19 protein-coding genes are annotated in these 17,505 nt (G+C 65.5%); 6 read left to right on the top strand and 13 right to left on the bottom strand.

Annotated features, from left to right (window positions below):
- Positions 1 to 972, bottom strand: a 972-nt coding sequence (locus ACI3K3_RS23885) for a DUF4139 domain-containing protein (protein WP_404918322.1), incomplete at its 3' end; no start/stop codon positions are given.
- A complete protein-coding gene (locus ACI3K3_RS23880; protein ID WP_404918320.1) occupies positions 972 to 2,390 on the bottom strand; it encodes a DUF4139 domain-containing protein in 1,419 nt (472 codons plus the stop codon). The genes ACI3K3_RS23885 and ACI3K3_RS23880, both read right to left, overlap by 1 nt.
- Positions 2,391 to 2,603: 213 nt before the next feature.
- Here ACI3K3_RS23880 and ACI3K3_RS23875 point away from each other — a divergent pair, with 213 nt between their 5' ends.
- Genes ACI3K3_RS23875 through ACI3K3_RS23865 form a run of 3 tightly spaced genes read left to right on the top strand, consistent with a single transcriptional unit; the run spans position 2,604 to position 4,929 of the window.
- Positions 2,604 to 3,176 (top strand): nuclear transport factor 2 family protein, encoded by a 573-nt coding sequence (locus ACI3K3_RS23875; RefSeq protein ID WP_404918318.1) that lies wholly within the window; start codon positions 2,604 to 2,606, stop codon positions 3,174 to 3,176.
- Positions 3,173 to 4,489 (top strand): SRPBCC family protein, encoded by a 1,317-nt coding sequence (locus ACI3K3_RS23870; protein ID WP_404918316.1) that lies wholly within the window; start codon positions 3,173 to 3,175, stop codon positions 4,487 to 4,489. The genes ACI3K3_RS23875 and ACI3K3_RS23870 overlap by 4 nt, the downstream gene beginning before the upstream one ends.
- Positions 4,486 to 4,929: a nuclear transport factor 2 family protein gene (locus ACI3K3_RS23865; protein ID WP_404918314.1), complete on the top strand. Its 444-nt coding sequence runs from the start codon at positions 4,486 to 4,488 to the stop codon at positions 4,927 to 4,929. The genes ACI3K3_RS23870 and ACI3K3_RS23865 overlap by 4 nt, the downstream gene beginning before the upstream one ends.
- Here the strand turns inward: ACI3K3_RS23865 and ACI3K3_RS23860 are convergent.
- Genes ACI3K3_RS23860 through ACI3K3_RS23840 form a run of 5 tightly spaced genes read right to left on the bottom strand, consistent with a single transcriptional unit; the run spans position 4,910 to position 8,244 of the window.
- Positions 4,910 to 5,281 (bottom strand): putative quinol monooxygenase, encoded by a 372-nt coding sequence (locus tag ACI3K3_RS23860; RefSeq protein WP_404918312.1) that lies wholly within the window; start codon positions 5,279 to 5,281, stop codon positions 4,910 to 4,912. The genes ACI3K3_RS23865 and ACI3K3_RS23860 overlap by 20 nt on opposite strands.
- A gap of 25 nt (positions 5,282 to 5,306) precedes the next feature.
- Positions 5,307 to 5,810 carry a VOC family protein gene (locus ACI3K3_RS23855; RefSeq protein ID WP_404918310.1) on the bottom strand — a complete coding sequence of 168 codons (504 nt, stop codon included), beginning with the start codon at positions 5,808 to 5,810 and terminating at the stop codon, positions 5,307 to 5,309.
- 22 nt (positions 5,811 to 5,832) lie between these two features.
- Positions 5,833 to 6,624: an SDR family NAD(P)-dependent oxidoreductase gene (locus tag ACI3K3_RS23850; RefSeq protein WP_404918308.1), complete on the bottom strand. Its 792-nt coding sequence runs from the start codon at positions 6,622 to 6,624 to the stop codon at positions 5,833 to 5,835.
- A 25-nt stretch (positions 6,625 to 6,649) separates the two neighbouring features.
- A complete protein-coding gene (locus ACI3K3_RS23845) occupies positions 6,650 to 7,468 on the bottom strand; it encodes an SDR family NAD(P)-dependent oxidoreductase (RefSeq protein WP_404918306.1) in 819 nt (272 codons plus the stop codon).
- On the bottom strand, positions 7,465 to 8,244 hold the full coding sequence (locus ACI3K3_RS23840; RefSeq protein ID WP_404918304.1) for an SDR family NAD(P)-dependent oxidoreductase: 780 nt from the start codon (positions 8,242 to 8,244) through the stop codon (positions 7,465 to 7,467). The genes ACI3K3_RS23845 and ACI3K3_RS23840 overlap by 4 nt, the downstream gene beginning before the upstream one ends.
- Before the next feature lie 149 nt (positions 8,245 to 8,393).
- Between ACI3K3_RS23840 and ACI3K3_RS23835 the strand changes: the two genes are divergently transcribed.
- The gene (locus ACI3K3_RS23835; protein ID WP_404918302.1) at positions 8,394 to 9,848 is read left to right on the top strand and encodes an SRPBCC family protein; all 1,455 of its coding nucleotides are present in this window, start codon (positions 8,394 to 8,396) and stop codon (positions 9,846 to 9,848) included.
- Between the two features lie 4 nt (positions 9,849 to 9,852).
- Positions 9,853 to 10,629, top strand: coding sequence for a ThuA domain-containing protein (locus tag ACI3K3_RS23830; protein WP_404918300.1), 777 nt, complete (start codon positions 9,853 to 9,855; stop codon positions 10,627 to 10,629).
- A gap of 12 nt (positions 10,630 to 10,641) precedes the next feature.
- On the opposite strand, the gene dmeF is transcribed toward ACI3K3_RS23830, so the two are convergent.
- Together dmeF and ACI3K3_RS23820 are read right to left on the bottom strand one after the other, a co-directional pair.
- Positions 10,642 to 11,574 carry a CDF family Co(II)/Ni(II) efflux transporter DmeF gene (gene dmeF / locus ACI3K3_RS23825; RefSeq protein ID WP_404918298.1) on the bottom strand — a complete coding sequence of 311 codons (933 nt, stop codon included), beginning with the start codon at positions 11,572 to 11,574 and terminating at the stop codon, positions 10,642 to 10,644.
- A 21-nt stretch (positions 11,575 to 11,595) separates the two neighbouring features.
- On the bottom strand, positions 11,596 to 11,871 hold the full coding sequence (locus ACI3K3_RS23820) for a metal/formaldehyde-sensitive transcriptional repressor (protein WP_404918296.1): 276 nt from the start codon (positions 11,869 to 11,871) through the stop codon (positions 11,596 to 11,598).
- A 103-nt stretch (positions 11,872 to 11,974) separates the two neighbouring features.
- On the opposite strand from ACI3K3_RS23820, the gene ACI3K3_RS23815 reads away from it, so the two are divergent.
- Complete coding sequence (locus tag ACI3K3_RS23815; protein ID WP_404918294.1) at positions 11,975 to 12,841, top strand: exonuclease domain-containing protein; 867 nt, start codon at positions 11,975 to 11,977, stop codon at positions 12,839 to 12,841.
- A 10-nt stretch (positions 12,842 to 12,851) separates the two neighbouring features.
- Here ACI3K3_RS23815 and ACI3K3_RS23810 read toward each other — a convergent pair whose 3' ends face one another.
- From ACI3K3_RS23810 to ACI3K3_RS23795, 4 genes are all read right to left on the bottom strand, one after another.
- On the bottom strand, positions 12,852 to 13,640 hold the full coding sequence (locus ACI3K3_RS23810; protein ID WP_404918292.1) for a prephenate dehydrogenase/arogenate dehydrogenase family protein: 789 nt from the start codon (positions 13,638 to 13,640) through the stop codon (positions 12,852 to 12,854).
- Positions 13,641 to 13,820: 180 nt separating this feature from the next.
- Complete coding sequence (locus tag ACI3K3_RS23805) at positions 13,821 to 15,890, bottom strand: TonB-dependent receptor domain-containing protein (RefSeq protein WP_404918290.1); 2,070 nt, start codon at positions 15,888 to 15,890, stop codon at positions 13,821 to 13,823.
- A 219-nt stretch (positions 15,891 to 16,109) separates the two neighbouring features.
- The gene (gene epsC, locus ACI3K3_RS23800) at positions 16,110 to 17,093 is read right to left on the bottom strand and encodes a serine O-acetyltransferase EpsC (RefSeq protein WP_404918288.1); all 984 of its coding nucleotides are present in this window, start codon (positions 17,091 to 17,093) and stop codon (positions 16,110 to 16,112) included.
- Between the two features lie 203 nt (positions 17,094 to 17,296).
- Positions 17,297 to 17,505 (bottom strand): hypothetical protein (locus ACI3K3_RS23795; RefSeq protein ID WP_404918286.1); only part of this gene is annotated, 209 nt, incomplete at its 5' end.

Here is a 17,505-nt window from a genome sequence, read left to right as displayed (position 1 = left end):
GGGTGGTGGTGGAGGAGCCGGCGCGGGCGGTGGGGCAATATTCATGGCGGGCGCGGCACGCGCGGCGGTCACGAAGATCTCCTCCGATTGGGGCGGGCTCGTCCGCAAGTCCGAGGTGGTGGTGCCGAGCGGATAGCAGGACAGCCGAAGCGCGGCGACGGCGGCGCGGAACGCGGGCGGGTTCACGCGATTGAGGCGGCCGGCCACAGCATTGACTTCGGCCTGGGCGAACGCTTGGGGATTGCCGTTGGCCAGGGTCAGCCAGGCGAAGAGATCGAGCGAGCGACCGTCCTGCGCCTGCGTGGCGACGTAGCTGGCGCGCCAGTCGAAGCCGGACGACAGGTAGCTGAGCCGCACCGTGACGGTGCGCGATCCGGTGCTTTGCGTCACCACGCTGAGCACCGGCTTGCTCGAAAGACCGGTGGGGACGCCATCGAACGCGAGTTTCTCCGGAAGGCCCGAGCAGCGCAGCGTCTCGATACCCGCCTGGGTTTGCAGAACTACGCCCGGCTGCGGCCCGGCGACGAGGGTTGCCTGTTCGCTGACCTTGCGGCCAGTCGCCTTGTCGGTGCGGGTCAGGGTGACCTGCCGCCCCAGCGTGCCGTCGACCAGCGAGGCGGGCGAGAGCAGGCGGGCGTCGCGATTCTTCTCGATCGTGCCGCCGGGCAGCCCCTCGATCACGGCGCTGACGGGTATGATCCCTTCGGCCACCCCTTCGAAGCGCAATACCGCACGGCCGCGCGGCACATGGATCCTGCGCGTTTCGGTTACCAGCGCAAAGCCCGCGAGGTAGCGCGGGTTCAGCGATCCCCCGTTATCGGGCGCGCGATAGACCGTCAGCGCCACATTGTCCGCAGCGGGCGAGGTGACCACCGTGTCGTTCACTTCGCGTTTCGGCGACTCATCGGCCGCGTGGACAGGCGGCCCGACCAGCGCGAGCAGGAGAACCGCAAGGCAAAGCCGCCGAACCATCAGTAGCGCGTGTCGAAGGTGGCGGTCACCACCGCCTCTCCATTGGCGGGGACCGGCACTTGCCACAGCGCCGACCCGGCGTCCTGTCGCTCGCTCTTGCGGTTTTCCTCGATCAGGCGCGTGTCACCCCAGTCGAGTCCGCTCTGCACGAGTTCCACGGTGACCGGACGCCCACGGGCATTGGTCAGGCGATAGCGCATTTGGGTGCGCCAGCGGTCAGTGCCCTGGCGCGTTCGCGACACGACGATGGGCTGCACTTTCACGTCGAAGGCGTCGCCCGTGGGCAGCGCGATCGTGGAGCCTTGCGAGGTGTGCCCGATACCGTTTTCGCCGGTGAACTGCGGCTGTCCGCGTGCGTCGCGCACATAGACGCGCACGGTTCCGGCCGGGAGTGCATCGCCCAGGCCCGCCGCCCCGGAATTGGCGAAGCGCAGCACGCTTTGGGCGCTGCGGCTCTGATCGGCGCTGCCGAGCCAGGCATTTTCGAAGCGATAGCCGGATGTTGCGGTAACGCCTTTGGCATCGAGGAAGCTCACCTGCTTGGTCTGCTTGTCGGCGATGGTGGTGCGTTCGGCGAGGGGATAGAGGTAGAAATCGCCCAGTTGCTCGCGGCTGGCGCTTTCCGTACCGGGCTGGACTTGCGTCAATCGGCCGGGCCGGGGGCGCGGCATAGGCATGTAGTTCCCGGAATCGCGCGTGCTGCCCACTTCGCCCGCGACCAGCAGGGTGCGCGCATTGTTGAAAGTGGTGCCGCTGGTATTGGTCAGCGTGACCCAGCCCTGCACGTCCACGGTGCCGCGCTTGTCGTCGAACAGGGCGACGTAGTCCGCGCTCCACCCCAGGCCGCCGCTGAGATAGGAGAGTGTTGCGGGCCGACTGCCCCCACGGGTGCTGGCCAGGGTTACGGAAAGGGTGGGCCGCGCGCGGAGTGATTCGGGTACTTTGTCGAACACGGCGCGGACGGGCAGGCCATCGTCGCGCAGGACTTCGACGTGGCCGTTCACTTCCAGCACCACGCCGCCGTTCACTGCCAGGACGCGGGCCCGTTCGCGTGTCTCGGCGCCGGTGGCGGGATTGGTGCGGATCAGGGTGATCGTTTTGCCGACAGCCTTTTCCATGAGGCTGGACGGGGTCAAGAGGTCGAAATCGAAATTCTGCTCCACGATGGCGGCATCGGGAACGGTGAGCGAAACCGTTTCCGGTCGAATGCGCGCGCTGACATCGGGGAAGCTCTGGCGGACGCGGCCATTGCCAATCTCCAGCTGCCGCACGTCCTGCACGAGCGCCACGTCGTTGTTGTAGATCGTGACCGAAAGATCGCCCTGCGCCGAGGGAGAAGGCGCTTCCTGCGCGATCGCGAGCGGCGCAGCGACGGCCGGGACGGCAGCGGCAAGGCAGGCCGCCAGAATCGTTCTCATCGAAATTCCCCTCTGCCAGAACGCTCTCTTCATGCCGCCGCTTGCGGCGTCAGGCAATGCACACATGCTGTAAGGTTCTGCCGCAACGGACCTTTTTCGAGGCGACATCTGCCGCCTAGCTGAAGTCGCAGGTGAGAAGCCTTAGCCCGGGGCCATACAAGGTCGGCAGAGCCGGTTGTCCCGAGAAGGACCGGCCGGAGAGGAAGGCAGACCATGACCGAGGCGCAGACGGCGACAGGCTTCGATATCGCGGCCGAACTGCGCGATCTTGCGGCGCGGCGCGACATCGCCGAGGCCGTCCATCGCTATATGCGCGGGCTGGACCGGCTGGACGCCGTGCTCCAGCGGCAGGCTTTCCACGATGACGCCGTGGTGGATTGCGGGTTGATGAAAGGGACGGCGGACGAATTCGTCACCTTCTGCCAGGACTTCCTCGGCTCGATGGAGGCGACGCACCACCTGCTCGGCCAGCACCGCATCGACGTGTGTGGCGACAGCGCGCGGGGCGAGGCCTACTTCCAGGCATGGCACGGCGTGCGCGACGAAGCGGGGGGCCTGCGGGATCTTTTCATCGCCGGGCGCTATCTCGACGAATATGCCTGCCGGAACGGCGAGTGGCGCATCACTTCGCGCCTGCTCGTGACCGATTGGGTCAAGGACGATCCCGGCTCTCCAGAGTTTTTCGCCGCCAATCCGGGCGTCGTTCGCGGCGGCCGTCGTGGCGGGGACCCCAGTGACGCCAGGCCCAGTGACAGGCAGGCCCCACAGTCAGGAGCAGGTTCATGAACCTCCAGAGCAAGGTTTCCCGCTATTCGCAGGAATTCGATCCGCCGGTGCGCGGCGATACGATCACGGCGGACCGCTACATTTCCAAGGACTGGATGGCCGGCGAGATGAAGAATCTCTGGCCCAAGGTCTGGCACCTCGGCGGGGTGCTGGCCGATCTGGAGGAGCCGGGCGACGTGATCCGGCACAACTTCGCCAAGGAATCCGTCATCATGGTGCGGCAGGAGGACGGCTCGATCCGCGCCTTCTACAATTCCTGCCCCCATCGCGGAAACCGGCTGATCCTGGCCGACGTCACCAGCGTGCCGCGCATCACTTGCGGCTATCACAACTGGACTTACGATCTCGACGGCACCCTGATCAAGGTGCAGGATCCCGACGATTTCGAGGGCGGCAGCCCCTGCGGCAAGGTCCACTTGTCCGAACTGCGCTGCGAGACCTGGGGCCCCTTCGTGTTCTGGTGCATGGAAGACGATGTCGCCCCGCTGCACGAATGGCTTGCGCCCTTTCCGGAGCGGCTGGCGGGGTACGGCATCGACAACTGGGTGCGCGTGCTCAACCTCTCCGCCGATTGCGAGTTCAACTGGAAGATCATCCGCGACAATTTCAACGAGAGCTATCACCTGCCGACCATCCACCCGGAACTGGCGACCTTCATCAATGATGGGCTGCCGGACACTCTGTTCGAGATGTACCCCTCCGGCCATAACTCGATGTGGATGAAAGGGCACCAGGCCACCACCCGCGTCGATTACCACACCACCGAAGTTCCCGCCCCGCTAGACCAGATCGCGCAAGCCTGGGGCATCGATCCCGCCGACTATACCGGCCATACCGGCGACTTGCGCGCCGCCGTGATCGAGGCCAAGCGGCGGCTGGGGCCGGAGCGGGGTTTTGCCAACTATACGCAGATGAGCGACCAGCAACTGGTGGACTATTTCCATTGCACGCTGTTCCCCAACCTCACGCTCACCATGAGCCCGGAACAGTTGCAGGTCCTGCGCACGGAGCCGCACCCCACCGATCCCGAGAAGTGCGTGTTCCAGCACTGGTGCCTCTATCCGCCGATCGCGGGCATGCGCGAGGTGGAGACGCCGCTGGGCACGGTGCCGCTGCGTCACGATGCCATCGGACGTCACTCGGTGTACGGAGACGGCGTTTCGGTGGGCTTCGTGGCCGACCAGGATCTGTCGATCGGTACCAGCCAGCAGCAGGGGCTCAATTCACGGGGCTTCAAGGGCTGCATCCTGCCGGGCCAGGAAAAGCGCGTGCAGCGCTTCCACGAACTGCTCAACGACATGGTGCAGGAGTGAATCTGGCGCAGCCCCCTCTCACCGAACCATGCCCCATCGAGGACAGGCTGGCGATCCAGGATCTGCTCGTGGCCTATGCCCATGGCCTTGACGGTCTGGGCGATATCGACGGGCTGCTCGATCTCTTCGTGGCGGATGCGGTGTTCGACCTGTCGGGGATCGGATTCCTCAAGGCCGAGGGTCATGCGGCGATCCGCCGGTTTTTCGAGGACACTTTCGCCGCCGTGGCCGCCCAGGCGCATTACCTGAGCAACTTCGCGATCACGGCCTATGCGGCGGACCGGGCCTCGATCCGCGCCTATGTGACCGGCATGGCGCGGTACCGGGGCGGTGGCGCGGTGACGCTCCATGGTCGTTATTACTGCGATGTCGTGCGCAGAGGCGCGGGCTGGAAAGCGGCGCGCCTGACGATGGACTTCCTCATCCCTCCGGAGGATTGAGGGTTACGCCGAAGATTTCCTTTCGCGGCGATCCGTCCTCGTCATAGACGGGCTCGACCCCGGCGGCCGAATAGATCTGCACCGCGAACCCCGTCAGTTCGTAGCGGCCCAGATGGTCGCGCATCGCGGCATAGGAACTGTGCGCGAAGTGGCTGAGCAGGGCGCGCTCGCTCTCCCATTCCTCGTAGACGTGGATCAGGCCGGGATCGAGCGGATCGACCGCCCAGTTATAGGCCGCGCAGCCCGCTTCCTCGCGGCTGGAGGCGATAGGGTCGGCGCCGCCCCGGATGATCTCGGAGCAGAGGCTGGCGTCTCCGGCGAAGCGGAGGGTTCCGGCGACGATGATGCGCATGGTCTGTTCCTTGGGCTTGATCCCATCAGGCGATCGGTCGGATCGCCGGGGTCTCGTGGATTTCGAGGATTTCGAAGACGTTGCCGAAGAAGTCGCGGCAGTAAGTGCCCGCATAGCCGTGCCTGCTGCCGTCCGGCCCGGTAGTGATCGTCGCGAGGTTCGGCGCGGCGTGGACCGGAAGGCCCGCGGCGACGATGCGGGCATGCACGGCGGAGAGATCCTCGACCTGCAAGGCGATATGGGTATAGCCATATTCGTTGACGCCGCGTTGCCGATCCAGCGGCTGCTTCTGCTTCGGCGCGGAGTATTCGAAGACTTCGATCTGCACATTGCCGAGGCGGCAGAAGAACTGCTCCGCCGCGCTGCCTTCGAGCCCTACGATCTCGTCGATGAAGGGATTTTCCGCCCAGTGCAGCGGTTCCACATCCTCCACGGCACCCAGGATGTCGAGATAGAAGTGCCGCGCCATGGCAAGGTCGGGCACCGACACGCCGACGTGGTGTATGCCGATGATACCGGGCAGGGTCATACTGTCGCTCCTCTCCCGCCGGTCAAACCTGGCTGAATCCGCCGTCCATCACCAGTTCGTCGCAGGTCATGAAACTGGAGGCCTCGCTGGCGAGGAATACCACACCGCCCGCCATCTCCTCGGGCCGGCCGAGGCGGCCGATCGGGTGGGTGGTGTTCATAGCCGCCAGCGAAGCCTCTCGCGAGGGCGAGGCGCCGAGTTCGACGTAGCGGTCCATGATCGAGGCCAGCATTGGCGTCTCGATCCCGCCGGGATGCACGGAATTGACGCGGATGTTGTATTTCAGCGCCGCGAATTCGGCCCCAAGGCACTTGGACAGCATCATGATCGCTGCCTTGCTGACGCAGTAGGCGGAGTTGAACGCCGCGCCGCGCAGGCCGCCGACGCTGGAGAAGTTGATCACCGAAGCCCCGCCCTTGCGTGCCTTGCCGCCTTCCTTGAGCAGGTCGAGCAGGACTTGCGTGCCGATGATCGCGGAATCGACGTTGATCGCGTTGATCCGGTGGAATTCGGAAAGCGGCGTCTCCTCGAACTTCGTCACGATCGAAAAGCCCGCATTGTTCACCAGCACGTCGAGCCGGCCATAGTCGTCGCGAACCCGCGTCTGCACCGCGCGCCAGTCCGCCTCGCTGGTGACGTCGTGCTTCAGATAGTGGTCGGCGCCTTCGACCTCGACCCCGTCCTTCAGGTCGGTGGCGATCACGGTGGCGCCGGCGGCTTTCAGGGCCTTCACGATTTCGCGTCCGATGCCGCCTGCGGCGCCGGTGACGACGGCGATGGTGTCGGGAAGAGTGCCGGGTGAGGGAGCGGTCATGATTGGAAATCTCCAGGTTCGCAGGTCACTGCGCGGTCCAGCCGCCGTCGATGACCAGTTCCGCGCCGGTCATGTAGGAACTGTCGCTCGAGGCGAGGAAGAACACTGCGCTGGCCAGTTCGGACGGATCGGCAAGGCGGCCCATCGGCGTCCGGCTCGACATCAGGTCCACCAGATCCTGCGGCTTTTCCGCGACGCCCTTGTCCACCCAGCGCTGGAAGCCTTCCTTCAGCAGGGGCGTCATCACGAAGCCGGGATGCAGCGAATTGGCGCGGATCGGCAGCTTCTTTTCCGCGAATTCCAGTGCGATCGACTTGGTGAACAGCCGCACCGCGCCCTTGCTGGCGTTGTAGCCGGAAACCTCGCTCATCCCCACGAGGCCCATGATCGAGCTGACATTGATGATCGAGGCGCCGCCCGTAACCTCCGCGCCGCTTGCGGCCATCAGCGGTACGAAGGTGCGCACGCCCAGGAAAACGCCGTCCACGTTAATGCTCATGATCCGCCGCCAGCCTTCCAGCGAGGTCTCGGCAACCGGGCCGGTCAGGTCGATCCCGGCGTTGTTGACCAGGATGTGCAGCTTGCCGTGACGCCGGGTGACGGCGTCGCGCACGGCGGCCCAATCTTCCTCGCTGGTGACATTGGCCTGCACATAGCTGGCCGCCTGCCCCAGCCGGCCCAGCCCCTCGGCCACCAGCGCGCTTTCCTGCGGCTCAAGGTCGGTGAGCACGACTTCCGCGCCCTCGGCCAGGAACCGCTCCACGCAGGCGAGGCCGATGCCGCGAAGGCCGCCCGAAACCAGCGCCACGCGGCCCGAGAGCCGCTGGAAACCCAGATCGTTCATACGCCCATCATCCCAGCCGTGGTTGCCCCGTCGATCACGTATTCGCTGCCCGAGACGAACTGCGATTCGTCCGAGGCGAACCAGGCGACCAGCCCCGCGATCTCCTCCACGCGCGCCATGCGGCCGAACGGAGAAAGGCCCTCGTAAGCCGCGCGCGTGCTCGCGGGATCGTCCGAGGTGTCGATCAGGTTGCGGATCAGCGCCGTCTCCACCACGCCGGGCAGGATGGCGTTGACGCGGATGCGGTACCTGCGATTGCCCGCATGGACCGCCGCCGATTTTACCAGCGCGATCGCCGCTGCCTTCGATACCGAATAGGCCAGGAAATTGCCCATCGCCCGGTGCGCGTTCATGGATGAATTGACGAGGATCGATCCGGTCGGCCCCTCCGCATTGCGCGCCATCAGCCGCATCGCATGCTGGACGGTCAGCATGGCACCGGTCTGGTTGATGCCGATCACGTTGCTCCAGCCTTCCAGCGTGATGTCCTCCACGCTGCCGTCGCCGTGTTCCGTCCCGGCATTGGCGAAGGCGAAGTCCAGCCGGCCATACTGCTCGGCGATCCGGGCGGAGAGCGCGTCCCAGGCGGCACCGTCGCGCACGTCATGGCTGACGAACTCGGCGCCGGTCTCGCTGCACACCGCGTCCGCGGCCGCGCGGTTGGAGCCGGTGAACACCACGCGCGCCCCTTCCGCGCAGAGCCGCTGCACGGCCCCGGCGCCGATGCCGGATGTGCCTCCGGTAACCAGAGCCACCTTGCCTTCAAGCCGCTTCACGGCATTCTCCCAGCTGTTCGTTGCCACTGAACATGGCCTATCCGCGTGATCGGGCAACCTATGATTAGAGCAAGGTGACTTACCCTTCACGGCGGTCCAGACATGGCCCAAACAGGGAAAAACGAAACAGGTTGGGAGACCTTGGAGCGATGGCCGAACGCGACCTCGAATTGGACCCGAAACTGGGCGAAGACCGCAGCGAGGGCATCAGCTGGGCCGAACTCATGGCGCAGGATTCGCGGGTTGCGCCCGCGATCCTGACGCAGGAGAGCTATACCTATCGCGGGTCGGACCCGATCCCCGCCACCCGCTACACCAGCGCCGAATTCGCGAAGCTGGAGCAGGAGCGGATGTGGCCCTATGTCTGGCAGTTCGTGGCGCGCGAGGAAGACCTGCCCGATCCGGGCGACTTCATCGTCTACGAGAACGCGGGGCGCTCCTACCTCGTCAGCCGTCAGGACGATGGATCGATCCGGGCGATGCACAATGTGTGCCTCCACCGGGGCCGCAAGCTGCGGACGGAGGAAGGCCATGCCGACAAGTTCGTCTGCCCGTTCCACGGCTTCGCCTGGAAGAAGGACGGCAGCTTCGATTCGATGCCGTGCCGATGGGACTTCCCGCACCTCGCCCAACAGACCCTGGACCTGCCCGAAGCCGAAGTCGGCCGCTGGGCGGGCTACGTTTTCATCCGCGAGGAGAAGGGCGGGCCCAGCCTGGAGGAATTCCTCAGCCCGCTGCCCGAGCATTTCAAGCGCTGGCGGCATGAGGAATGCGCCAGCGTCATGCGCGTGGCCAAGGAGGTTCCGGCCAACTGGAAGGTGGTGATGGAAGCCTTCATGGAGGCCTGGCACACCATCGTCACCCACCCGCAATTGCTGCCGTTCACCGGCGATTCCAACGCCGCCTACTGGACCTGGGGAGACAATGTGAACGTCAACCTCGTCCCCTTCGGCGTGATGAGCCCGCATATTCAGGAGGGTCCCAATGATCCCAGGGGCGAGCAGTGGATCGTCGACGAGTTCATCAAGTACAACGGCCGCTCCGGCGACAATTACGAGGGTGAGGCATCGGCCAATCCCATGGCGATCCGCGTGCCGGAGGGCATCACTGCCCGCGCCGCGCTGGGCGCCGCAATGCGCGCGGCCTATACCGAGAGCACCGGCTACGACCACGGCGATGCCACCGATGCGGAGCTGCTCGACGCGCTGGTCTACAACGTCTTCCCCAACTTCGCGCCCTGGGGCGGCTACATGCCGAACATCGTCTACAACTGGCTGCCCGGAAAGACGCCGGACACCTGCGTCATGGAAGTGCGCGTGCTGGCGCGCATTCCCAAGGGCCAGCCGATCCCGCGCGGCGCGCCGCTGAAGATGCTGAGGCTCGACCAGAAATGGACCGAAGCGCCTGAGCTTGGCATCCTCGGAGACGTGTTCGAACAGGACATGGACAACCTGCCCTATGTGCAGGAGGGGCTCCATGCCTCGAAGACGGGCAAGGTGAACCTCGGCAACTATCAGGAAATCCGCATCCGCCAGTTCCAGGATACCCTGATGAAGTACATCGACGGCGAACTGGGGCAGACGGTGCCTGAAGGGATGGCCTGACCGTATGAGCGAAACCGCCGAAAGCCGCCCCCCGCGCATCGATTGCGTGCTGATCTGCGGCGGGGTCTGGCACGATATGGACTTCGCCCGGCTGGAACTGCTCAAGCTGCTTGCTGAGGATCCTTCGGTGCGCACCCGCGTGTTCGAGGACTACGAGAACCTCGACGCCATCCGCTCGGCCTCCGTGCTGATCACTTATACCTGCGACGTCACGCCCTCGCTCGCGGCGCAGGAGGTACTGCGGGACTGGCTCTCGGCGGGAGGGCGCTGGTATGCGCTTCATGGCACCAATTCGGTGCTGCGCCTGCTGGAAAATGGGCCCAATGCAGGACTGTGGGATGCGCCGCGCTGGGCACCGCTGTTCATGGAGCTGCTGGGCAGCCAATTCATCAGCCACCCGCCGATCGCGCCCTATACCGTGACGGTGGCCGATCCCGCGCATCCTCTGGTGCAAGGCATCGAGCCGTTCGACACGACCGACGAACTCTACCACATGGAACGGCACGGAGACCTGCACGTCCTGCTCGAAACCGAGTGCGGCGAGGAAGGCACCGGCTTCGTGGAGGCGGCCGAGGCCAAGGGCACGCATCCGGTGATGTATATAAAGCGGCACGGCAAGGGCGGGGTGCTCTACAACACGCTCGGCCATTGCCGGGGGCATTACGATCTCCAGCCCATGCTCGACTGGTGGCCGACGGTGGACCGCTGCGCATGGGACTTGCCGGTGTTTTACGAACTGCTCCGCCGGGGTATCGCCTGGACCAAACAGCGCGAGGGGTAGATCCTTCCGCGATCAGTGCCGCTCGATGGTTACGTGTCGAAGTTCGTGGACGGGCAGGAGACGGCGTCGCAGGTCTGTGATGTCCGGCCCGGCTGGCGCGGTCGCCACCGCGATGATGGCGGCGTGCGCTTCGGGCCCGACGCGCCAGACGTGAAGGTCGGTGATGCGGGCGTCGCCGGGGCCTTCCACCGCTTCTCGCACTTCCTCGGAGACGTGGGCGTCGGTGCGGTCGAGCAGGACGAAGGCGGTGTCGCGCATGAGTGTCCAGGCCCAGCGCGCGATCACGATGCCGCCGACGATGCCCATGACAGGGTCCAGCCAGATCCAGCCGAGATACCGCCCCGCCAGCAGCGCGGCGATGGCGAGCACCGAAGTCAGCGCGTCCGCCAGGACGTGGACATAAGCGGAGCGCAGGTTGTTGTCGCCATGACCATGATGCGGCCCATGATGATTGCCGTGATCATCGTGATGATGATGGTGATGGTGATGGTGATGCTCTCCCGAAAGCAGGAAAGCGCTGGCGACGTTCACGGCAAGCCCGAGAACGGCGATCATGGTAGCTTCGCCGAAGGCAACGCGGATCGGGCTGAACAGGCGCAACGCCGATTCCACGCCTATGCCCAACGCGATCAGCGCCAGCACCAGCGCGGAAGCGAACCCGGCCAGGTCTCCCACTTTCCCGGTGCCGAAGCTGAATGCCGGATCGCGGCGGTGGCGTCTGGCATAGCCATAGGCGAGGGCGGCAACGCCCAGCGCGCCGGCATGGGTCGCCATGTGGAAGCCGTCCGCCAGCAGCGCCATGGAGCCGGTGGCGTAGCCCGCGGCGATTTCCGCCACCATCATCGCGGCGGTAAGCAGCACGACCCAGGAAGTGCGCCGTGCATGGGCATCATGCGCGGCGCCGAGGAAATCGTGATCGTGGGTGAGGTTGGTCTGCGTTGCCATGGTGGTTCTACTTCGCCGGTTCTACTTCGCGTAGCGGCGAATGGCCGCGATCAGGGCCTCGGCGCCTTCGTCCCGTTCCGCCTGGGGAAGATCGGGCGCGGCCACATGCGCTCTGACGTGATCGGCGATGAGTTCGTCGATCAACCCGTTGAGGGCGCCGCGCGAGGCCGCCGCCAGATGCAGCGTCTTGGCGCAATCCTCGCCAGCAACCAGCGCCCGCTCCACAGCCTGAAGCTGCCCGACAAGTCGACGGACGCGCATTACCAGCGCCTCGTTGTTATGCGTAAGATGTCCCATGGGATACCCCCCTATGGTATAAGCAGGGTGCCCGGCAAGCCCGAACTTGTGAAAACGGCGTCACTTTGTTTCTCTTGCGGGGGCAAACTGGTAGAGCGGCGGCATGAAGCTATCGCCGCACGACCCCCTGGACCTGATGGATGCTACCGAAGAACCCGATTTCGTCGTCGTCGACGTCGAGACGGCCTGTGCGCGGGTCAGCAGCATCTGCCAGATCGGCATCGTCGGCTTTCGGCAGGGGCGCGAGGTCTTTGCCTATGAGACGCTCGTCGATCCCTGCGACGAATTTTCCACCTTCAACATCCGCATCCATGGCATCTCGCCCGAGCATGTCGCCGGCAAGCCCTGTTTCGGAGACATCCATTCGGTCGTCGCCGGCCATCTGACCGGCCGGGTCACCGTCGCGCACTCGGGGTTTGACAAGGGGGCGCTGGCGGCCGCCTGCCGGATCGGGCAACTCGCCGCGATCGAGACGACCTGGCTGGACAGCGTTCGCGTGGCCAAGCGCGCCTGGCCGCAGCTTTCCAGCCACCGGCTCAACGTCCTCTCGCGCCATCTGGGTATCCGGCATCGCCATCACGACGCGCTCAGCGATGCGCGGGCGGCAGGCCTGGTGATCGTCCGGGCCATCGAGGAGACCGGGATCGACCTGGAAGGCTGGATGGCGAAGCCCGGCAAGGCAGGCAAGGCGCCTGCCGCCGCCACGGACGGTCCGCTGAAAGGGCAGCGCATCGCCATCCTTGGAGAGCCGCGCGACGGCACGCTGGCGCAGTTCCTGGCCGGGGCCGGGGCGCGCATCGTCTCGAGCGTGGGGACGACCACCACCATCCTAGCGATCAGTGCCCGCCAGAGCTACGGCCGCTGGGTGACCGCCGACGCACAGTACCGCAAGGCCGAGGAACTGCGCGGCGCGGGCGCCCGGATCGAGATCGTCACCGAGGCGGACCTGCGCGCCCGCATTGCCGGATAGGATGGCGGCCTCAGGCTGATCCCATTTCGCGCCGGACGGCTTCCAGCTCCGCGTAGAACCGGCTGCGGACGTCTTGCGAAAAGGGGTTGGTCTCTATGGCGTGGCTCACGCCGGGCGCGTCGTGGCGCACCATTTCCACCGCCTGGCGAATCAGGTCGAAGCTGCGCGTGGTGATGCGCCCGGGCATCTCGTCCATCCGCAGCAGGGCCTTGGCGATCAGATGGGTGAGACCCTGCGTGAAGGCCGCTTCCCGATCGTGCTCCTCGGGCGAGGCGATCACGATCGACAAGCCGAAGCGGGCGCGCAGGAACGCCGCCAGGCGGCTTGGCCGGACACCCGGCGCCTGTCCGGAACGCAGCGGGCAGAGCACCATCTTCAGGCCTCGCGTACCGGCCCGAATGCTCTGCGGCCCGAACATCGGATGGGTGGCGACGAGATCGACATGCGGAGGCAATTCGGCGAGCAGGATTTCGGCTGGACGCAGTTTGGTGGAACAGACGTCCATCACCAGCGTGCCGGGTTGCAGCAGGGGCGCGATCTCGCGGCAGACTTGCGCAAACGCCGATAGCGGCACGGCGATCACCACGATGTCGCAGCGGCAGACCGTGTCGAGATCAGCCATTTCCACGCCCGCCACGGGAGATCGCGCCACGGCGGGATCGTTCGCCAGAACGCGAAACCAGGGCCGCAGATAGCGGGCCGAGAGCTGTCCGAAAGCGCCGTACCCGATGATGCCCAGCGTCAGTTGGCTCTGGGCATGCTTTTGAGGTTTATTGCTTGCGAACGTTGCGAAATCCACGACCGGGGGCCTTCCAGATGGGCTGGCGCAACCTTGGTCTGATCTCGAAAAGTTCAACCGCTGGTCACGCAGCGGTTGAGAACGACAAGATACTCACCGCCGATCAGCGGTAGTAATAGCTTCCAACGAGAATCGGCGAACTTGTTATCGTGCCGGAGCTAGGCCGCCCCCGCTCTGCTGTCAAATGGCGCGGGAAAGCACCAGGGCCAGCGAACTGCCGTCGCGCATGGTGCGGGCGTCGGTGCCGGTAAGCGGGCCGGCGCGGCTGGGCCGATGGAAACGGCGCAGGCGCGCGCTGTCGATCCCGCCAATGGCACTGGCCTTCAGCGTGATCTTGACGCCCGCGAGAGCCGTGGTTTCGACATAGGCGCCCCATTCGTCGCCGCTCCGTGCGGCAAGGTATTCATCGACGTAGTAGACATCGTAACGTTCGGAAATCGTGTAGTTCACGCCCCAGGATGTGCGCAGGCGAGGAAGATCGTGGCGAAACTCCCCGGTCAGGGCGCGCGGGGCAAGATCGTCGATCCGGCGATCGCGACCGGTGATGGGGTCGCGCAGGCTGGTCTTGCGCCAGGTGCCGTCCAGCGTCAGCCGGGCGCCCGGCAGTATCGCGGAAAGCGGCAGGCTTCCTTGCGCGGTCACGCCCCATTGAACGGCATTACCCACCGTTCCCAGCGCCTGATCTCCCGATGGCAGCAGGATATAGCCCAGCATGCCTTGATGGCGCTGATGAAAGGCCTCCACCGCGATCGCCCCGCCACTGCCCCAGCGATGGTCGAGCCGCAGCAGGGCACGACTGATCCGCGCCGGACGCAGACCCGCATTGCCGCCCAGGGGACGTCCGTCCGCCTGGTCCACCGATGCGGCGAAATCGCTGAAGTCCAGCTGGTCTATCGTGCGGCGCCAGCCCAGGCGCACCTGGGTGGATTTTCCCGGCGACCATACCAGCGCGCCCGAGGGCTTGAGATAGGACAGACTCTGGCTCTGGTTGCTCTCGCCCGTGACGCGGATGCGCGAGAATTCCACCGCAAGGCCGGTTTCCGCCTCCAGATTGCCCGCAAGCCGCAGGTTGGCGTTGGCGAAAGCCTCGCCGCGCAGTTCGGCCACGCGCGTATTTGCATTGGTGAGGTCCACCGGCACCAGTCCCGAACCGTCGGACTGGTCCGCGTCTTCGCCATAGGCGAGCCGGCTGCCGAGGCGGTTGTAGGCCAGTTCCATCCCGAACTCGGGCCGCAGGGCGTGGTTGCCCTCGCGCGAGACGGTGGTTCTGGCCACCAGTTCCAGCGGCTTCAGGCTTTGCTCCGAGAGGCTCCGGAACAGGCCCTGACGATAGTCCTCGTCCTCCGACGCGCGTTCGATCCGGGCGAGTCCGACCAGCTTGGTGGACCAGTCGTTGCCGAGCGGCCGCGTCCAGTCGGTGCCGAATTCGGCGCTGGAGGAGGTTTCCGAATAGTCGATAAGGCGCTCTGCCGCCGATGCTCTGGCCTCATCGCTGTCGCTGACGGCGATCTTGCGATGGGAGCTATATTCGTCGTGGTTCAGCCGCAGGTTCAGGGTCAAGGTGCCGCCCGCGAAAGGGCGCGAGGCCGAGGCGGTGAGGCCGTATTCGGGCGCCTTGGCCCGGATCGCTTCCCTGCGGAATTCTTCGAGTGTGCCGTCGGCGCCGCGCGTGCGATAGTCGGCATCGGTAACGAAGCGTTCCGACGCGCCGGAAAGTTCGAGGCTCGCCTGCCACGCGCCGATACGGCGGGAATGGCTGATCCGGGCGGTCGGCGAAATGCGGCCATCCTCGGTGCGTGCCAGTTCCAGCATGGCGTTGCCCGAACCCGTGGCATCGGCCTTGCGGATGACGTTGGCGACCAGTGTTTGCCCTTGCGCCTCGGCCGCCTCGCTGCCGCGCAGCAGGACGATCCGGTCCACCTGGCGCGCGCCGATGCGACGCAGCACTTCGGTGATGCCGCCGGCCTTGACGGTGGGCCGCTGCCCGTCGATCAGCACATTGCCCGCCGCGCCACCGAAGCCGCGCACCGCGCTGCCTTCCGAAAGCAGGAAGCCGGGCGTGCGTTCCAGCATGTCCAGCGCGGTTTGCGGTTGAAATGCGTCATAGAAAGCAGCGGGATAGACCGGGTCGGGCCCGGTCGGCACGACAGGTACGGAGCGCTGGCCTTCGGGACCGGGGAGCGCCACTTGCGCTTCTGCAGGCCCGGCCGTGACGGCCAGGCTGGTCAGCATCCATCGTATCGTCTTCATTCGTCCATTCCGGAAGTTCGGATGGAGAACTTTACCCACCCCTTAAGCGTCCTTTTGGTGCTATTAAGACCTATTAGCAATAAGAGGTACGGCCAAGAATGCGATTTTTAAGGAAAAACCGGGGATTATCGCCCCCGGTCAGGGCAGGAAACGGACGCCGGAGAAAAGCGCTGCCGGTACGAACGCCCCGGGGAACCGTCCCCCGGAGCCCCCGACCGTTCAATTGAGCGACGCCGCCGACGGCGTGGCATTCCCCGTTTGCACATGGGCGACCAACGGCCGGGCCTGCGAAACGCGGCTCTGGGGCGGCACGCTATGGGTCAGCCAGACGTTGCCGCCGATTTCGGACCCTTTGCCGATGGTGACGCGCCCCAGGATCGTGGCGGCGGCATAGATCACCACGTCGTCCTCGACGATGGGATGACGCGGCTGCGCCCGGACGAGAGCGCCGGAGCTTTCCCCGGAGCTTTTCGAAGTGAAGTCCTTCGCGCCCAGCGTCACCCCTTGGTAAAGGCGCACATTGTCACCCACGATGGCGGTTTCGCCCACCACGACGCCGGTGCCGTGATCGATGAAGAAGCCGCGCCCGATCGTGGCGCCGGGGTGGATGTCGATCCCGGTGCTGCCGTGGGCGATCTCCGAGAGGATGCGGGCGACCAGCGGGGCGCCCAGCCGGTGCAGCGCATGCGCCAGCCGGTGATGGATGATCGCCAGCAGTCCGGGATAGCAGATCAGTACTTCGTCCAAGCTGCGTGCCGCCGGATCGCCGCGATAGGCAGCGTCTATGTCAAGGTCCAGCAAGCGCCGAATCTCCGGCAACTGGCGGGAGAAGGCCAGGACGATGGCGTTGGCCTGCTCTTCCACCTCGTGCTTCCGCTCGGCAGAATAGTGCATTTCCAGCCGTACTTGCGCCTGTAATCGGCTGAGGGCGATCTGCAGGGACTGGGTGACGAAAGTCTCTTCGTTGTGCAGGCGCACGAAGTCCGGGCCGAGCCGTAGCGGGAACAGCGCGCCGCAGAGTTCCTCGGCGACTTTCGCCAGCCTTACCCGCGAAGGAAAACCCTCGGTGCCATATTCGGCGTGATGGCTGTTGGTCGTGCGCCAGTTGCGCCGGATCTGTCCCAGTTCCCCGACGATACCCTCGACATTCCAGAAATCGTCATCCGTCGCGGCGATTTCGGCGCTTTCCGAAGATGTGCTCATCGCCGCGCCTCGCTGTGAACGATCCGGGATCGGGCGGAACGGTTGGGCTGGATTGGGCGCATGGCCGATTGTGGCGGAGACATCGTTTTTCCTCGTCGATGAGGGATCACGAAGCCTGGCGTTGTCGCCCCAGCATCGCGCGCTTTAGCCGTTGGTAACGCGGAGCAAGCTGCATCCCGATCAAAAGCCGCGTTCCTTTTTATTCAGGCAGAGGCGCGCGAGGTCAAGCAAACCGGCCCGGAATGGAGATAGAAAATCTGACGGTTGCGATAGGCCAGTTTGGACGAAAAAAGCCGCTCCGGGTGAGGGAGCGGCTTGTCTTCGTCATCCCGGACTTGATCCGGGATCGCTGTCGGTCTTGAGGCGCCAGCCATCGAGCGAGGCGCGGCTCTTAGAGCGAGGCGCGGCTGGG

The sequence above is a fragment of the Novosphingobium sp. ZW T3_23 genome, from assembly GCF_044987305.1.
GTDB lineage: Bacteria > Pseudomonadota > Alphaproteobacteria > Sphingomonadales > Sphingomonadaceae > Novosphingobium.
This window is presented reverse-complemented; position numbering and strand designations above follow the sequence as displayed.